Genomic DNA, 16,759 nt, shown 5'->3' with positions numbered 1-16,759 from the left:
ACCGACCGCCGCCCCGGTGCCCGGGTGGTTGCATGAAGTCACGCACTCGCGGGGATGGCTCCTCTACGGGCGACGAGGATCGAGGTGGGCGTGAAGCGACTCAACGGCATGGACGCCATGCTGCTGTACAGCGAGACGCCCAACCTGCACACCCACACCCTCAAGGTGGCGGTCATCGACGCCACCTCCTATGACGCCACGCACGACACTCCGTACGCCTTCGAGGTTTTCCGCCGCACCATTGCCCGCCGGATGCACCTGCTCGAGCCGTTGCGCTACCGGCTGATCGACATCCCGCTGCGGTTCCACCATCCGATGTGGCTGGAGAACTGCGACATCGACCTCGACTACCACGTGCGCACCGTATCGGTGCCCTCCCCCGGTGGCCGCCGGGAACTCGACGAGGTCATCGGGCGCATCGCCAGCACCCCGCTGGACCGCAGCAAGCCGCTGTGGGAGTTCTACTTCGCAGAAGGGATGGCTGACAACCGGTTCGCGATGATCGGCAAGGTGCACCACACCCTGGCCGACGGCGTCGCCTCGGCGAACCTGTTGGCCCGCCTGATGGATCTGGCCGGCTCGGACGCCGACGAAAAAGACGACTACACCACGTGTGCGCCGCCGACGAAACCGCAATTGCTGGCCGAAGCCAGCCGCGACCACCTGCAGAAGGCCGTCGAAATCCCGGGCCTGGTCGGCCAGGCGGTGCGCGGGGCGGCCCGGGTCCGGCGGCGCACGCGGGATCGGCGCGGCGCCGACGAGATGGCGAAGATGTTCCACACGCCGCCGACGTTCCTCAACCACGTGGTGTCGCCGGGGCGCACCTTCGCCACCGCCTCGGTGTCGCTGACGGATCTGAAGGAGACCGCCAAACACCTCGGTGTCACGTTCAACGACGTGGTGCTGTCGGTCGCCGCGGGCGGGTTGCGGGAGCTGTTGCTGCGCTACGACGGTCGCGCCGACCGACCCCTGCTGGCGTCGGTACCCGTGTCCACCGACCGCTCCCCCGACCGGGTGACCGGTAACCAGATCAGCGGGCTCGCGGTGTCGCTGCCCGTCCACATCGACGATCCGCTGCGCCGGGTCCGGCTGACCGCGCTGGCCACCAAGCGCGCCAAGGAAGTTTCGGATCTGATGGGCCCGCGCCTGCAGGGCCGGATGATGGAGTACCTGCCGCCGCAGGTCGCGCCCACCGCGTTCCGCTGGCAATCGCAGCACGCCGCGCACAACCGGATCATGAACGTCGCGGTGTCCAGCGTGCCCGGACCGCGCGAGCGTGGGCACATCGGCGGCGCCGACGTCACGGAGATCTACTCCGTCGGGGTGCTCTCGGCGGCCAGCGCGTTCAACATGACGGTGTGGAGTTACGTCGACCAGGTCGACATCTCCGTGCTCTCCGACGACTGCACGTTCGGCGACATCCACGAGGCCACCGACGCGATGCTGCACGGGCTGGCCGAGATCCGCGAGTCGGCGGGGCTGCCCGCCGAACTCCGTGCGGTCGAGAGCGCGATGGCTCCCGCCACCGCTGCGACCCTTTAGTCGAGCTGCGCGAGCAGTTCGTTGCGCAGCACCTTGCCGGTACCGCCCCGCGGGAGCTCGTCGAGTACCCGGATCTCTCGTGGCACTTTGTAATTCGCGAGGTTGCCGCGAACGTGCTCCTTGAGTTCCTCGGCGGTGACCGACGCCCCGTCAGCGGGCACCACGAACGCCGCCAGGCGCTGACCGTACTGTTCATCGTCCACACCGAGCACCGTGGCCTCGGCCACCCCCGGATGCGCGGCGAGCGTCTTCTCGATCTCGATCGGGTAGACGTTCTCACCGCCCGAGACGATCATCTCGTCGTCGCGCCCGACCACGAACAGCCGGCCGGCCTCGTCGAGATAGCCCACATCCCCGGAGGCCATGAAGCCGTCGTGGAAGTCCTTGGTCGCCCCCGAGGTGTACCCGTCGAACAATGTTCCGCTGCGCACGAAGATGCTTCCGGTCTCACCGGCGGGTAGCTCACGGAAGTCGGGATCGAAGATGCGGATCTCGGTGCCGTCGGCGGCTTTTCCGGCGGTGTCGGGTGCGGCGCGCAGGTCGGTCGGCGTCGCGGTGGCGATCATGCCGGCCTCGGTGGCGTTGTAGTTGTTGTAGATGACGTCGCCGAACTGGTCCATGAACGCGGTGACGACGTCGGGCCGCATCCGCGATCCCGAGGCGGTGGCGAAGCGCAGCGACCTCCCGCTGTAGCGGGAGCGGACCTCGTCGGGCAGATCCATGATCCGGTCGAACATCACCGGGACGACCACCAGGCCGGTGGCCCGGTGCTCGTCGACCAGGGCCAGGGTGGCCTCGGGATCGAAGCGGCGCCGGGTGACGATCGTGCATGCCAGCAGCCCGGCGAACAACAGCTGGGAGAAGCCCCACGCGTGGAACATCGGCGCGACGATGACGGTGGTCTCCTCGGCGCGCCACGGCGTGCGGTCCAGAACGGCCTTGAGGTCACCGGCGCCGCCGCTGCCCGCGGAACGCTTGGCACCCTTGGGGGTTCCGGTGGTACCGGAGGTGAGCAGGATGATCTCGCTGCTGCGCTCGGCGGGGCGGGGCCGTTGCCCCCGGTGCGCGTCGACCAGCGCATCCACTGTGGTCCGGGTGCCTGCGGACGCGTCGGTCCAGGCGACGATGCGCACTGCGTCGGGCAGTCCGGTCAGCGCCCGGTCGACGGTCTCGCTGAACTCCTCGTCGTAGATCACGACGTCGGCGCCCTCCCGCTCGGCGACCTCGGCCAGTGCGGGTCCGGCGAACGAGGTGTTCAGCAGCAGCGCGTCGGCGCCGATGCGGTTGGCCGCCAGCAGCGCCTCGACGAACCCGCGATGGTTGCGGCACATGATCGCCACCGTGCCGGGTGTTCCACCCGGAAGTTGTTGCAGCGCCGTGGCGAGCGCATCCGAGTCGTCGTCGAGTTCCCGAAACGTCAACGTGCCGCGCTCGTCGATCAACCCGGGCCGGTCGGGGCAGCGCTGTGCCGCGATGGCGAAGCCGACTGTCGCGGTCATCCCCACTCTGCGCACGGCGGTGCCCATCCGCAGATAGCGGTCCGGACGCATCGGGGCGATGAGCCGGGCGCGCCACAGGGTCTGCATCAACCCGGCGCTCGCGCCCACCTTCGCGGCGGATTCACTGAGCACCGCGATCACCCCAGCACCGGGAAGCGGCGTTCGCGCGCGAGCTCGTCGAGCGCCTTCTGCATCACCGCGCGCACGTGCGCATCGACTTCGTCCACATCGGGATCCTCACCGAACTGTGCGGCGATGTCGATCGGTTCGAGCACCCGGGTCACGACCTTCGACGGCAGTGGCAGGTTCGGCGGGAAGAACAGCGAGAGACCGAACGGGAAGCCGATGCTGACCGGCAGGATCTCCACCCGGGCCCGCTTGAGCCCGAGGCGCCTGGCCAGCGAGTCGCCGCGGGCGAGGAACAGCTGAGTCTCCTGGCCCCCGGTCGACACCATCGGCACGATCGGCACCCCGGCTTCGATGGCGGTGCGGACATAGCCGGTCCGGCCCGCGAAGTCGATCTTGTTCTCCGAGAACGTGGGTCGATAGGAGTCGTAGTCGCCGCCCGGGAACACCAGCACCACCGCGCCGGAGCGCAGCGCCTTGCCTGCGTTCTCGCGGCTGGCCTCGATCACTCCGGCCCGGCGCAGCAGGCTGCCCAGCGGCGGCACGAACACGCCGTAGTGGGCGAGGGTGTACAGCGGCCGGTCGTATCCGAATTCCTGATAGAACGCCGGTGCGAAGATGAGGACGTCCGGCGTGAGCATGCCGCCGGAGTGGTTCGCCACGACGAGTGCGCCTCCTACGGAGGGAACGCTCTCCAGACCGCGCACCTCCGAGCGAAAGTACCGCCTGATGGCAGCCCCGGCCGTCTTCGCGATCAGGGCGGTGAACTCCGGATCCCACTTCGCGACCTCCGGCCGGTCGGGCGGCACCCGCTCGTCGCCGTGCTTGTCCTCGTCCGTCATCGGCTCCCCTTGGTGGCTGCTGCTACGTCGCAGAACGGTGAATAAGTTACTCTCGCTAAAGGAGAACTCCGTAATCGCGATGTCCTCGCGCACCGACCTCCTAGGAGAACAATGTCAGACGCGGTGCTCGTAACCGGCGGTTTTGGGCTGGTCGGTTCACAGACGGTGCGGCGCCTGGCCGAACTCGGTCGGCACGTGGTGGCCACCGATCTGCAGACCGACGCCAACCGCAAGGCCGCGACGGCGCTACCGGACGGGGTCCAGGCGCGTTGGGCGGATCTGACCGACGCCACCCAGGTCCAGCACCTGCTCACCGAGGTGGCTCCGGCGGAGATCATCCACCTCGCCGCGGTGATTCCGCCGCCGATCTACCGCAACGCCGCGCTGGCCCGCAAGGTCAACGTGGACGCCACCGCCACGCTCGTGCACGCCGCCGAGGCGCTACCCGCGCCCCCGCGGTTCGTCCAGGCCTCGAGCAATGCGGTGTACGGCGCGCGCAACCCGCACCGGCTCCCCGCACCGGTCACCACCGACACCCCGCCGAACCCGACCGACCTGTACGGCGGACACAAACTCGAAGCCGAGGAACTCGTGCGCGCGTCGAGCCTCGAATGGGTGGTCCTGCGCCTGGGCGGTGTGTTGAGCGTCGATCCGAAAGCGATGCCGTTCACCACCGATGCTTTGTTCTTCGAGAGCGCGCTGCCCACCGACGGCAGACTCCACAGCGTCGACGTGCGCGACGTCGCGTGGGCATTCGCGGCCGCCACCACCGCCGACGTCGTCGGGGAGATCCTGCTGATCGCCGGCGACGACACCCACAAGCTGCGCCAGGGTGAGGTCGGGCCTGCGCTCGCCGGGGCGCGGGGAATGGCCGGCGTGCTGCCGCCTGGGCGCCCCGGTGACCCCGACCGCGACGACGCGTGGTTCATCACCGACTGGATGGACGCCACCCGAGCGCAGGAAGCCCTGTCGTTCCAACACCATTCGTGGCCAGACATGCTCGCCGAGATGAGCAGCCAGGCCGGTGTGATGCGCTACCCGATGCGGTTGCTCGCCCCGCTTGCGCGGCTGTTCGTCGCGCGCCAGTCCGCCTACCGGAACGCTCCCGGTAAGTACGCCGATCCGTGGACCGCGATCCGCTCCCGGCTCGGTGAACCCGGACTCGACCGGCCGCATTAACCAGGGCCCAGGGTGGCCGCACCCGTCCGCGGGTGCCGGTACCAGCCGCCCGCCGCGTGCGTCCCGCCGTCGACGTGCAGCGTCTGCCCCGTGATGTAACTGGCCAGATCTGATGCGAGAAACACTGCCGCGCCCGCCATCTCGTCGTCGCTGCCGGGGCGGCCCATCGGTATCGCATCGCCGATGCCCGCGGGTGGGCCGGCCGGCGACAAGGCCATCAGCCCCTCGGTGACGATGACGTCAGGGGCCAGTGCGTTCACCCGGATTCCGTGCGGCGCCAGCTCGAACGCCGCGGTTCTGGTGTAGTTGATGACGCCGGCTTTGGCCGCCGCGTACGCCGCGTAACCGGGTGCGGCCCGCACGCCTTCTATGGACGTCACGGAGATCACGCTGCCGCCGACGCCGGTGTCGACCATTTGCCCGGCCACCCGCTGGGTGCACAGCAGGACGTGCCGCAGGTTCGCCTTGTACAGTGCGTCCCAGGCGTTTTCGGAGGTGTCCTGCAGCGGCGAGGAGAACGTGCCGCCCGCGTTGTTGACCAGGACGGTCACGGTGCCGAGTTCGGCGGCGGTCCGGTCGAGGGCCGCCGCCACCGCTGCACCGAACGCGGCCAGACCCGAGGCGATGCCGAGGCCGATACCGGCGCCGCCGCCGGTGACCACGGCGACGCGGCCGGTGAGCAGGATGCCGGAGGGGTCGATGGCCATGGCGTCAGTCAACCAGTCAGACGGTGTGGCCGATCACGTTGTCGGCGGCGAGTTGGGCGATCTCGTCCGCGCTGAGCCCGAGTTCGGCGAGTAGCTCTTCGGTGTGCTGTCCGAGCAGCGGCGCCGGATGGCGGTGGAAGCGTTGCGGCCCGGCCGACATCCGGAAGGGTAACGAGCTGTGCGGCGTGGGACGGTTCACCGGGTGCCCGACCTCTTCGAAGAAGCCGCGGTGGGCGAGCTGCGGCAGTTCGATTTGCCGGTGCGGCTGCATGACCTTGGCCACCGGGACGCCGGCGTCCCACAGGCAGCCGACGATGTCATCGGCGCTGCGCTCCACGCACCACTGTGAGAGACGTTCGTCGATGTGGTCGTGTGCGGCGCGACGGCCGTCGGCGCAATCCAGCGCCGGGTCGGCCGCCCAGTCCGCGGCACCGACGGCCGTGCACAGGGCGGCCCACTGCGCATCGGTGCTCACCGCGATCGCGACCCAGCTGTCGGAACGGCCGAACTCGTCGATGTTGTTGCTGCGGTACAGGTTCTGGGGCGCGGAGACGGGGCCGCGGTTACCCGATCGGCCCAGCAGCGCGCCGTAGGCGGTGTATTCGATGACCTGTTCGGCGGCGACGTTGAGTGCGGCGTCCACCATCGCGGCCTCCACCAGCACTCCCTTTCCGGTGCGGCGGCGGTGCTCGAGCGCCAGCAGCAGCCCGTTGAGCGCATGGATACCCGCATTGGGGTCGCCCACGGAATAGGGCTCGTTGGGGTTGCGGTCGGGATAGCCGGTGAGCCAGCTGATTCCGGCCGCCGCCTCGATCACGTAGGCGAACGCCGGGTTGTCCCGCCACGGCCCGTCGAGGCCGAAGCCCGGCATCCGCAGCATGATCGCGTCGGGCCGCAGCGCCTGCACGGCGGCGAAGTCGAGGCCGAGATGGTCGAGCACCCGGGGGGTGAAGTTCTCCACCACCACGTCGGCCGTCGCGATCAGGCGGTTCAGCAGTTCCCGCCCGCGCGAGGTGTGCAGGTCTAGCGTCAGGCCCTTCTTGTTGGTGTTCAGGCCGGAGAAGATCGGCGACCGCTCCCACCACTGGTCCTCGGTGGCGGGGATGCCGGCGATCAGGCGGGTGCCGTCGGGACGACGCGTCGACTCGACGTGGATGACCTCGGCGCCCAGCAGCGCGAGGATGTGAGTGCACGACGGGCCCGCCCAGAACGTCGTCATGTCCAGCACCCGCAACCCCTCGAAGGGCAGCGCTCGCGAAACCGCGTTCCCGGCCGTTGAGGCGTCGCCGCGACGACCGGGAATGCCGTTTCGGCGGTAGGCCTCGGTGTGCTCCCCCAGCCGGGGTGCGGGCTGCGGCGCGCGCAGCACCGCGGGGCTCAGCCGGTAGGGGTGGCCGGGCTGGGTGAACCCGTCGCGGGGATTGGTCGTGAACGACCCCCGCTCCACGTAATGGTCGAGCGCGGTGATGTTCTCGCCGTTGGCCACCGGCGCGTTGGGTATGCGGAACGCCGACGCGAGATCGCGGACCTCCTCGACGGTCTGCTCGGCCACCCAGGCGTAGAGCTCCTCGGCCTTCTCGTTGGCCTGCACGGTGATCGACAGCGGTGAGTCCTCGTCGATCCACTCGTCGTGTCCGGTCATCGCGCACAGGTCGAACCACTGCTGAGCGGTGCCGCAGCCGATGTCGACCAGGCCGTCCTTGGCGCGGGCGATACCGGGCACGGTGAGCTTGCGGGCGTCGCGCCACGGCCGGTCCAGCATCCGGTGGTAGGTCACCGGGTAGTAGGTCAGCCCGGCGATCTGGGTCTCGAGCATCGACAGGTCGATCAGCTCGCCGACGCCGCGGACCCGGCTGGCGAGCGTGGCCACGCTGGCGTACGCACCGGCGAGGTAGTCACCGATCTGTCCGCCCACGTACACCGGTGCCCGGTCCGGGGCGCCCCGGCCCAGCCCGACGATCCCGCCCGACCACGCCTGCAGGGTGAATTCGGTTGCCGGACAATCGGTCCACGGGCCGTCCAGCCCGAACGGCGTGATCGCCGTGACGATCAGGCCCGGATGCCGCCGGTGGATCGTCTGCGGCGCGAGGTCGGGGTGCTCGGCGATCGACGATCCTCGAGACCACACCACCGCGTCGGCGGACGCGAGCAGGTCGTCGGCGAACGAAGTGTCCGACGGACCGGCCACCACGCTGTGTTTCGAACAGGCCAGATACGAGAACAGTGCCCCGTCACCGCCGGTACCGGCACCCGACGCCGACCACCCGCGCAGCGGATCGCCCTCGGGTGGTTCGACTTTGACCACCTCGGCACCGCCGTCGGCGAGCAACTTCGTGCAGTAGGCACCCGCGATCCCGGTCGACAGGTCGACGACGCGAAATCCGTCGAGTGGCGGTGTGGTCATCACTAGTCCGGCTTGGCCCGGTTGCGCTTGCTCAACCGGAATTCGGGCGGGAACTTGCTGTCGTTGTCGTTGACCGCGGCGGACAGCCCGGAATCGATCGACTCGAACATGTCCAGGTCGTCATCGCTGTCGTTGGCGACACCGTTGCCCATCGACTCGAAGAAGGCGCTGAGCAGGCTGCCCATGTATTCGCCCTGCTGCTGCTTGAAGATCTCGAAGAACATCTTCTGCTGAAAGACGGTGTCCACCGGGCGGTTCCTTGCGCACGCCAGCGCGTATTTCTGGGTCTCGGCCTCCAGCTCGTCGCGCGCCACCACCTTGTTGAGGAAGTTGCAGTCATACATCTCGGCGGCGGTGAACGGGCGGCCGGTGAAAACCATCTCCTGGAACTTGCGCAACCCCATCATCTGTACCCACGTCCACATCCGCGGACCCCAGCCGTGGTAGCGGAAAGACGGGTGACCGAACAGCGCGTCATCGGACGAGATCACCAGATCGGCGTCGGCACATTGGTAGAAGTGCCAGCCGTAGCAGTACCCCTTGGCTTCGACGATGCTGATCTTCTTGAAATCCTGCAGCGCGCGGTTGCCGGCCTGAGAGTTGGCGTACCAGGCGCTGATGGTGGCCCCGTTGCGGAACGTCCCCTTCGGGGGGTACGTCACCTCGCCGACCCCGTCGTCCTCCAGCCTCAGTTCCGCGAGCCGCACCGTAGGATTGTCGTTGCCCTCCATGAACTCCGGCAGATCCGCTCCGCTGCCCAGGTTGTCCCCGACGCCGCGGATGATCACCACCTTCACGTCGTTGTCGGCGTTGGCCGCCCGCAACACGTCGGCGTACCGCAGCCTTGCCAATGAGGTCGGCGCGTTGAGGAACTCCGGACGGTTGAACGTGATCGTCGCGATCTTGGTCTTCGGGTCCTTCTCGTAGAGGATGATCTCCTCGGGCGACGGCCGGTCAGCCATGAACGGCCTCACCGTAAGCCGGAACGGCCGAGAGGATTTCGGCACCGTCGGCGGTGATCAAGACCGCGTCACGGGTGAACACCGCACCGACACCCTGTTCCCACACGTATGCGGTGACCGCAAGCACCATGCCCTCCTCGAGAATGTCGGCCTCCGCGGTCGCCCGCAGAGTCGGTGATACCACCGGTGGGTCGAAACCCAGTCCGAGACCGTGCGCCACCGGCATCGCCGGCAGACGCTCACCGGCCTGCTGGTAGGCATCGAGCAACGCGCTTGCGGTCATGCCGGGCCGGCAGGCCTCGAGCAACCGGTCCCACAGGTCGTCTCGGCGCCGGTAGAGCGCGCGCACGGCGTCGGTCGGCTCACCGACATAGAGCGTGCGGGCGACCTCGGCGACATAGCCGTCCGCCAGTACCCCGGCCGACAACGCCACCAGGTCACCGTCCCGCACCAGACCGTCACCGTCGGCGCGGCGCCACGGATGCTCCTTCGACGTCACCCAGGCGGCATCCTGGGTCGCCGGGGTACTCACCCCACCGGCGGCCTCGGCCTCGAGCACGGCACCGGCGAGCGCCTTCTCCGTGGTGCCCGGACCGAGGGCGGCAACACCCGCGGCCAGGCCCTCCTCGGCAACCGCCAGCGCGCGACGCAACGCCTGCACTTCCTCGGGGGTCTTGATCCGGCGGGCAGCCTGCATGGCCTGCTCGGCGTCGATCAGCTCCGCGTTCGGGAAGGCCATCGGCAGCAGCTTGGCGAACGTCGGTGTCAGAGCATCGGTTCCGACTCGACGGAAGCTGTCGGCGCCCTTGATGTTCTGCAGGATGCCGACCAATGTCATCGGGTTCCACGCGAACCCGTACAGATTCTCGTGCGGGATCTCCTCGGGGATGCCCTCGTCCCACGTGTTGTTGAGGTGGATCTCACCGGTGGCACGCACGAACTCGCAGATCGGCCCGAACGGGCGGGTGCCCACCACCCACAGCTGCGGGGCGCCGGAGATGTAGCGGACGTTGGCCTGACGGCCGAGCACCAGCATGTCGAGGTCGTGGATCTCCATCTGCGCGAGGGCACGCTCCCGACGGCTGTAACGCAGAGCCCGGCCGTCGGCCTCGATCTCAATTCCCACTGGACACCTCATACGGGTTGTACGGATACGCAGTCAGCGGCATCCAGCCGCCCTCGGTCACCACCACGATCTCCTCGCCGCGATAGCCACCGGTACCGTCCTCCCAGACCACCGGCTCGAACACCAGCAGCATGCCGGCCGGGAAGACGAACTTGTCATCCCATTCCTGGCCGAGATCCGTTCCGATCATCGGCATTTCGGCAGCGCTCGTTCCGATGCCGTGGCCCAGGTAGAAATGCGGCAGCCACGGCTTCTTCCCGCCGGCGGCCGCGGTCGCCGCGCGCCCGAGGTCACCGCAGGTGGCACCGGCCTTGGTCACCGAGAGCACCGCGTCCACGATCCGGGCCCATCTGTCGAACTGGGTCTGCTGTGCCGGCGTCGGATCCTGACCGACGATCCAGGTGCGGCCATGGTCGGAGCAGTAGCCCTGGTAGGCGATCGACACGTCGGTCCACAGGACGTCGCCCTGTGCCAGCTCACGCTCGGTGGTCAGCAGAGGCAGAGCCAGATCACCGGTCGTAGTCCAGGTGCCCTCGGCCTTCGACGTCGGCATGACCTGCCAGATCGAGTCGAACATGTTCGTGGTGGCTCCGAGTTCGAACGTGCGGCGCACGAATTCGGCGGACAGGTCGATCTGACGCGCACCCGGGGTGAGCGACTTCTGGACCTCGGCGACCGCTTCTTCGGTGATCTGGCAGGCGCGCCGGACACACGCGATCTGATCGATCGTCTTGACCAGCTTCGCCGCCCCAACCACCGGGGCCGCATCTGCCGGTGCGCTGGGGAACAGCGCAGTGCCTGCCCGCCGCATCGCCCCGGTCAGCTCGTCGGTCGCGATTGTCGCGCCGGCCGGGATCAGGTCGGCCAGGATCGTCGCGAATTGGGCGACACCTTCGTCGAATTCGAGATAGACCGGGCCGTGCAGGTGGTCATCGGGCAGGTCCGACTCCATGGCGGCACCCTCGCGGAAGGGCAGGAAAAGATGCGGGTGCTCGTCGTCGGCCAGCACGACCGCCACCGGCCGCTCGACATGTGACAGGCCGGCGTCGGCCAGCGGCCAGCTGATACCGGTGGCGTACATGACGTTGCTGTTGCCCAGCAGCACCAGCGCATTCACACCCTGTTCGGTCATCGCGGCGTGCAGACGCGCAGCGACCTCCCTGCGCATCCGGGCGAAATCCGGCTCCGCGGGGATGTCCAGCCACGTGTACCCGGTCCGGGCGATCTGGGTGACGCCGGATTGAGTAGACGTCGTCATTGCAGTCCCAGGAATTTCTGCACATTCGTGGACACGATCTTGACGGCGTTCTCGGGACCGACCGCCTCCACGACGGTGGCCAGCGACTTCTCCGAGTATCCGAAGGTGGACTCGTTGTGCGGGTAGTCGCTGGACCACATCACGTTGTCGACGCCGATGCGGTCGATCAGCGCCAGGCCGAGCGGGTCGACCATGAACGACGCACTCATGTGGTTGCTCCAATAGTGCCGAACATCGTGTGCGAGTTCGTGGTTGAACATGTGCCGGTAGGAGGCCAGCATGTGCTCGGCGTCCTGCAGTGCGGTTGGCACCCAGGCGATCCCGCCTTCGAACCAGCCGATCTTCAGTGACGGGTGCCGGTCCAGGATGCCGGAGAACACGTACTTGGCGAACTGTTCGCGGAACGAGTCGACGTTGACCATCATGCCGACGACGACGCTGTTGTTCTGGCACGGCGTCTTCGGCGGCGTCTCGCCGATGTGGTGACTCACCGGGATCCCGGCGGCTTCGATCTCGTCCCAGACGGCGTCCATCGAGGTGCTGCCGTAGTCGTAGATGTTGCCCTCGTCGTCCTTGCCGGGATTCAGCGGCAACAGAAACGTCTTGAGACCCAGGGACCTCAGCTCTTCGAGGGTGCTGCGCGTGCCTTTCGGGTCCCACCAGTTGATCAGCCCGACGCCATGGAAGTGGCCGCCGGAGCGCTCCTGCAGGTCGGCGATGTGCTCGTTGTAGATCCGGAACACGCGCTCGCGCAGGCTCTTGTCGGGGTAGTGGAACAGTGCGAGCACAGCGTTCGGGAAAGCAAGCTCCTTGTCGATGCCGTCCTCTTTGAGTTCCCGGATGCGGGCCTCGATGTTGTTCGACGCGGCGCCGGCCAGATCGTCGTACTGCATGAGGACGCGCCCGAAATCACCTCCGGTCCAAGCCTTGCCCTTCATACCGACCATGTATGCGCCGTCCTCGTACCAGATACGCGGGGCGGCTCCCTTGAGCTCTTCGGGGAAGCGTTCGTAGAAGATGTCGTCGGCCACCGAGATGTGGTTGTCGGCCGAGAAGATCTCGATGTCGGCGGGCAGACCGGTCACCGCCCCGGTGGAGTGGCCGTGCCGGTGCTTCGGGGCACCGAAGCCTTCGGGGGGATAGAGGGTGGTGCTGGGGGCTGACACTGTTCGCACTCCAATCGGGCTGTGAGAGAACCTGTTACCAGGTCACGGGAAGTTCGTAGACGCCGTAGGCAAGGCGGTCGTGTTTGAACGGCACCTCGTCGAACGGGATGGCCAGGCGCATCGTGGGGATACGCCGCAGCAGTGTGTGGAAGACGATCTGGAGTTCGGCGCGGGCGAGTTGCTGGCCGACGCACTGGTGACGGCCGTAGCCGAAACCCAGCTGCTGGCCGGCATCACGGCGCAGGTCGAGCTTGTCGGGTGCGGGATAGGCGGCCGCATCCCAGTTCGCCGGGGCCAGGTCGATGATGATGCCCTCACCGGCGCGGATGGTCTCACCGGCGATCTCGATGTCGTCGGTGGCGACGCGTCGCTGGCCGTTCTGGATGATCGACAGGTAGCGCATCAACTCCTCGGCGGCGTTGGCGATGGCCTTCGGATCGTCGGTGTCGCGTAGGAATTCGGCCTGTGCGGGGTTCTCGAGCAGCGCCAGGATGCCGATGCCGATCATGTTGGCGGTGGTCTCGTGTCCGGCGATGAGCAGTCCGGTGCCCAACTGCGCGGCCTCCTTGACGCTGATCTCGCCGGCGTTGACCCGCTCGGCGAGGTCGGAGACCGCATCCTCGGCCGGGTGCTCCCTCTTCTTCTCGACGAGGTCGATCAGGTACTGGTGCAGGCTCATCGCACCCTTCTGACCGTCCGCGGCGGACGCGTAGCGCGCCAGCCCGACGTTGGCGTGGTGCTGGAAGAACTCGTGGTCTTCGTACGGCACGCCGAGCATGTCGCTGATCACCCGGGTGGGCACCGGCAGAGCCAGTTTCGCGACCATGTCGGCGGGCTGGGGACCGGCGAGGACCGCGTCGATGCATTCGTCGGTGACCTGCTGGATGACTGGGCGCAGACCCTCGACGCGCTTGAACGTGAATGGCTTGGACAGCATCCGGCGGAACCGGGTGTGCTCCTCGGCGTCGGAGGTGAACACCGACCGGGGGCGCTTGTTGACCGTCGAGAGCATGTGCTCGTTCCAGTGCGGGAACCCGGACAGGCGATCGTCGACGCTGACGCGCGAGTCGGCGAACAGCTCACGCGCCACCGCGTGGCCGGTGATGAGCCACGGGGTGCTGCCGTCCCAGATACGCACCCGCGATAGGGGTTTGGTGGCGCCCATCTCGAGCATCTGCTGCGGGGGCGCGAACGGGCAGGCCGCGGAGCGCTCCATCGGATAGTCGGGGATGTCAGCGGAGACTTCGGCGGTTCCGGTCAACGTGTCCGACACATCACTCCTCGAGGTGGATGGCAAGGGCTGGGCAGGCGGCTGCCGCCCGGTGGGCGTCCGACTTCTGTTCTGGGGCTGGGCTGTCGATGAGCACTTCGACGACCCCGTCGTCGTCACGCTGGTCGAAGATGTCGGCGGCGTTGAGCACGCACTGGCCCGACGACACGCATTTGTCCTGGTCCACGGTGATCCTCATCAGGGCACCTCGGTGACGGGGGCCTGCCACAGACCGACGATCGCGTCGATGAGCCCGGACGCCGCGGCGGCCCACGAGGCGCGCGGCACCGCGATGCCCTCGGCGAGACCGCGTTCCCGTTCGGCGCAGCTGTGCATCAACAGGTTCCGGCCCATGACGTTGCGCTCCGCGCGGACGTCCGGCGGCAGGTCGGGCAGGCAGGCGCCGATTCCGTTGATGACCTCGACGAGCGACGGCGACGACAGTGCGTCGCGCACGATCATGCTGTGGTAGGCGGGATCGGTCATCACCTGCGCGGCGAATCGCGCGTACCAGCTGGGGTTGCCGAGTTCGGCCAGGTGCTCGGTGAGCGGCCGGACCAGGCACCCCACCCAGTCGCGCATATCGGGTGCGGGCCCCAGATCGGCCACCAGCTTCTCGCGGAGCCGTTCGATGGGGCCGCGGTGCTTGAACTCGATGGCCCGGACCAGGTCGGTCTTGGTGCCGAAGTGGTAGCCGACCGCGGCGTTGTTGCCCTGCCCCGCCGCCTCGCTGACCTGGCGGTTGGAGACCGCGAACACGCCGTGTTCGGCGTAGAGACGTTCGGCGGCCCGCAGGATCGCCTCCTGGGTGCTGTTGGCACGCTCGGCCCGCGCGGTCCTCGCTGTGGTCACGCTCACAGTCAACTCGGCCCCAGGTCTTAAGTCAAGTGACTGATTTAAACTCACGACGGTGCGCCGTTGGCCGGGATCTCCGAACCGGCCTTTCGCGCCATGACCTTGCCGGCGATGGTGCCGCCCTCGACCGGCAGCACGATGCCGGTGACGTACCGGGACCGTTCGGTGGCCAGGTACAGCGCCGCCTCTGCGACGTCCTCGGGGGTGCCGTCGCGTTTGAGTGGCCGGTCGTCGCGCATCTGGGCCCGGATCCTGGCCTCGAAACGTTCGAGCCGTTCGCGGTCCTCTCCCGTGGCCGAGGACTGCAGGATCGGCGTCGGGATGTTGCCCGGCGCAATGCAGTTCACGCGGATGTCGTAGTGCGCCAACTCGATCGCCGCGCATTTGGTGAAGTGCAGGATGGCCGCCTTCGACGCCCGGTACACCGGAACCCCGCCACCGGCCTGGATACCGCCGATCGACGACAGGTTGATGATCGACCCGCCGCCGTGTTCGGCCATGTACCGGCCCGCGTCCCGGGTGCCCGCCATGACGCTGAGCAGGTTCACCCGCATCACCCGGTCGAACTCCGTCAGGTCTTCGGTGAACAGGCCGCGCCGCAGCGGGCTGGAGATCCCGGCGTTGTTCACCATCACGTCGAGGGCGCCGAACCGCTCCACCGCGGTGGCAACCAGCTCGCCGATCTGCTCCTGGTCGCCCACATCGGTGTGGTGGAACAGCGCATCGGGGCCGGCCTGCGACGCCAGCGCCTCGCCGAGCTCGTCCTGGACGTCGGCGATGACGACCTTGGCTCCCTCGGCGGCGAACCGTTCGACGATGCCGCGCCCGATTCCCGACGCCCCGCCGGTGACGACGGCGACTCGCCCGTCCAGTTCATTGGCCATCAGGCAGACACCTTTCGTTGGGGCACATCGGCGAAGAAGTCGAGAAGCAGATCGGCGACGGCGGCGGGCTGCTCGATCTGCGGGCAGTGGCCGGCGGCCGGGATGACGGCCGAACGCGCACCGGAGATCTGACCGGCGATCTCGGCGGCCCACCCCGGAGGGAGCAGCTTGTCCCGCTCCCCCTCGACGATGAGCGCGGGCACCGTGATGCGCTCATAAGGTCGGGTGGCCGACGGTGGGGGCGGCGGTTCCAAGCCGGGACGGCGAAAACGGGCTGCTGCCAACGACTCCCAAGCCCCGGGGGCGATGGACGACTCGTAGCGCCTGCGGACGTATCCGTCATCGGACGGATACGACGGGTCGGCGAACAGCGCGGTGACGATACGGCGCATCCCGTCGAGCGTGGCGTCGTAGTCGTAGAGGGCGTTCGCGTGTTCGTTGCGCTGGATGGTCCCGCCGCCGCAGAGTGCGACGAGGCTGCGGACGGGCAGCGCGGGAGCCCCGGAGGTGGCGTCGACGAGCAGGTTGATCGCTCCCATCGAGTTGCCGACGAAGTGTGCGGTCCGTACGCCGAGGACTTCGCAGAAACGCGCGATGTGGCGGATCCGCATCCCGCGGCCGTCGGTGAAGTCCACGACCTTCGCCGACCGGCCGAATCCGAGCATGTCGGGGGCGAGGACGTGGTAGCGCTGCGCCAGCACGTCGATCGTCCGTTCCCAGCCGAGTTCGGCGCTCGCCCCGAACTCACCACCGTGCAGGAGCACCATCGGATCGCCTTGTCCGGCTTCGAGATAGCCGGTGGTCAGTCCGTCGACCGCGACCGATTTGCGCTGAAACGTCACGGCTCACACGATACTGTTGTTCCCGCTCCAGGAGAACCTGATTCTCTAACGCCCGGAATGACCGAAGTGCTTAATGTGCGCTTGTCGGCCGGACTTT

At 68.1% G+C, this 16,759-nt stretch carries 15 protein-coding genes; 2 read left to right on the top strand and 13 right to left on the bottom strand.

Translation table 11 applies throughout. The features are described 5' to 3' along the window. Positions 1-90: 90 nt before the first annotated feature. Positions 91-1,542, top strand: a complete 1,452-nt coding sequence (locus tag I7X18_RS09215) for a WS/DGAT/MGAT family O-acyltransferase (RefSeq protein WP_193046975.1) — start codon at positions 91-93, stop codon at positions 1,540-1,542. Here the strand turns inward: I7X18_RS09215 and fadD12 are convergent. Further along, a complete protein-coding gene (gene fadD12, locus I7X18_RS09210) occupies positions 1,539-3,128 on the bottom strand; it encodes an acyl-CoA ligase FadD12 (protein WP_226863933.1) in 1,590 nt (529 codons plus the stop codon). The two genes, I7X18_RS09215 and fadD12, sit on opposite strands and share 4 nt — an antisense overlap. Positions 3,129-3,178: 50 nt before the next feature. After that, positions 3,179-4,009, bottom strand: a complete 831-nt coding sequence (locus I7X18_RS09205) for a lysophospholipid acyltransferase family protein (RefSeq protein WP_193046973.1) — start codon at positions 4,007-4,009, stop codon at positions 3,179-3,181. Positions 4,010-4,120: 111 nt separating this feature from the next. Here I7X18_RS09205 and I7X18_RS09200 point away from each other — a divergent pair, with 111 nt between their 5' ends. Continuing rightward, positions 4,121-5,188 carry an NAD-dependent epimerase/dehydratase family protein gene (locus tag I7X18_RS09200; RefSeq protein ID WP_193046972.1) on the top strand — a complete coding sequence of 356 codons (1,068 nt, stop codon included), beginning with the start codon at positions 4,121-4,123 and terminating at the stop codon, positions 5,186-5,188. On the opposite strand, the gene I7X18_RS09195 is transcribed toward I7X18_RS09200, so the two are convergent. From I7X18_RS09195 to I7X18_RS09145, 11 genes are read right to left on the bottom strand one after another with little or no spacing between them, the layout of a single operon-like run. Further along, entirely contained in the window at positions 5,185-5,895 is a 711-nt protein-coding gene (locus I7X18_RS09195; RefSeq protein WP_193047274.1) for an SDR family NAD(P)-dependent oxidoreductase, read from the bottom strand. The genes I7X18_RS09200 and I7X18_RS09195 overlap by 4 nt on opposite strands. Before the next feature lie 16 nt (positions 5,896-5,911). Continuing rightward, a complete protein-coding gene (locus I7X18_RS09190) occupies positions 5,912-8,299 on the bottom strand; it encodes a CaiB/BaiF CoA transferase family protein (RefSeq protein WP_193046971.1) in 2,388 nt (795 codons plus the stop codon). A gap of 2 nt (positions 8,300-8,301) precedes the next feature. Further along, positions 8,302-9,261 (bottom strand): enoyl-CoA hydratase/isomerase family protein, encoded by a 960-nt coding sequence (locus tag I7X18_RS09185; protein ID WP_193046970.1) that lies wholly within the window; start codon positions 9,259-9,261, stop codon positions 8,302-8,304. Next, complete coding sequence (locus I7X18_RS09180; RefSeq protein ID WP_193046969.1) at positions 9,254-10,387, bottom strand: M24 family metallopeptidase; 1,134 nt, start codon at positions 10,385-10,387, stop codon at positions 9,254-9,256. The genes I7X18_RS09185 and I7X18_RS09180 overlap by 8 nt, the downstream gene beginning before the upstream one ends. Next, positions 10,377-11,645, bottom strand: a complete 1,269-nt coding sequence (locus tag I7X18_RS09175; protein ID WP_193046968.1) for a M24 family metallopeptidase — start codon at positions 11,643-11,645, stop codon at positions 10,377-10,379. The genes I7X18_RS09180 and I7X18_RS09175 overlap by 11 nt, the downstream gene beginning before the upstream one ends. Further along, positions 11,642-12,811 carry an amidohydrolase family protein gene (locus I7X18_RS09170; protein WP_404822829.1) on the bottom strand — a complete coding sequence of 390 codons (1,170 nt, stop codon included), beginning with the start codon at positions 12,809-12,811 and terminating at the stop codon, positions 11,642-11,644. The genes I7X18_RS09175 and I7X18_RS09170 overlap by 4 nt, the downstream gene beginning before the upstream one ends. 34 nt (positions 12,812-12,845) lie before the next feature. Further along, on the bottom strand, positions 12,846-14,084 hold the full coding sequence (locus I7X18_RS09165; RefSeq protein ID WP_193046967.1) for a cytochrome P450: 1,239 nt from the start codon (positions 14,082-14,084) through the stop codon (positions 12,846-12,848). A gap of 1 nt (position 14,085) precedes the next feature. Next, positions 14,086-14,280: a ferredoxin gene (locus tag I7X18_RS09160; protein WP_193046966.1), complete on the bottom strand. Its 195-nt coding sequence runs from the start codon at positions 14,278-14,280 to the stop codon at positions 14,086-14,088. Further along, positions 14,280-14,987, bottom strand: coding sequence for a TetR/AcrR family transcriptional regulator (locus tag I7X18_RS09155; protein ID WP_193046965.1), 708 nt, complete (start codon positions 14,985-14,987; stop codon positions 14,280-14,282). The genes I7X18_RS09160 and I7X18_RS09155 overlap by 1 nt, the downstream gene beginning before the upstream one ends. Then, the gene (locus I7X18_RS09150; RefSeq protein WP_193046964.1) at positions 14,984-15,820 is read right to left on the bottom strand and encodes an SDR family NAD(P)-dependent oxidoreductase; all 837 of its coding nucleotides are present in this window, start codon (positions 15,818-15,820) and stop codon (positions 14,984-14,986) included. The genes I7X18_RS09155 and I7X18_RS09150 overlap by 4 nt, the downstream gene beginning before the upstream one ends. Continuing rightward, the gene (locus tag I7X18_RS09145; protein WP_193046963.1) at positions 15,820-16,662 is read right to left on the bottom strand and encodes an alpha/beta fold hydrolase; all 843 of its coding nucleotides are present in this window, start codon (positions 16,660-16,662) and stop codon (positions 15,820-15,822) included. The genes I7X18_RS09150 and I7X18_RS09145 overlap by 1 nt, the downstream gene beginning before the upstream one ends. Positions 16,663-16,759: the final 97 nt, after the last annotated feature.

Origin of the sequence: Mycolicibacterium baixiangningiae, assembly GCF_016313185.1 — a bacterium.
Taxonomy (GTDB): Bacteria; Actinomycetota; Actinomycetes; order Mycobacteriales; family Mycobacteriaceae; genus Mycobacterium; species Mycobacterium baixiangningiae.
Note: the sequence above shows the minus strand (reverse complement) of the source record. Positions and strands in the feature narration are given on the sequence as shown.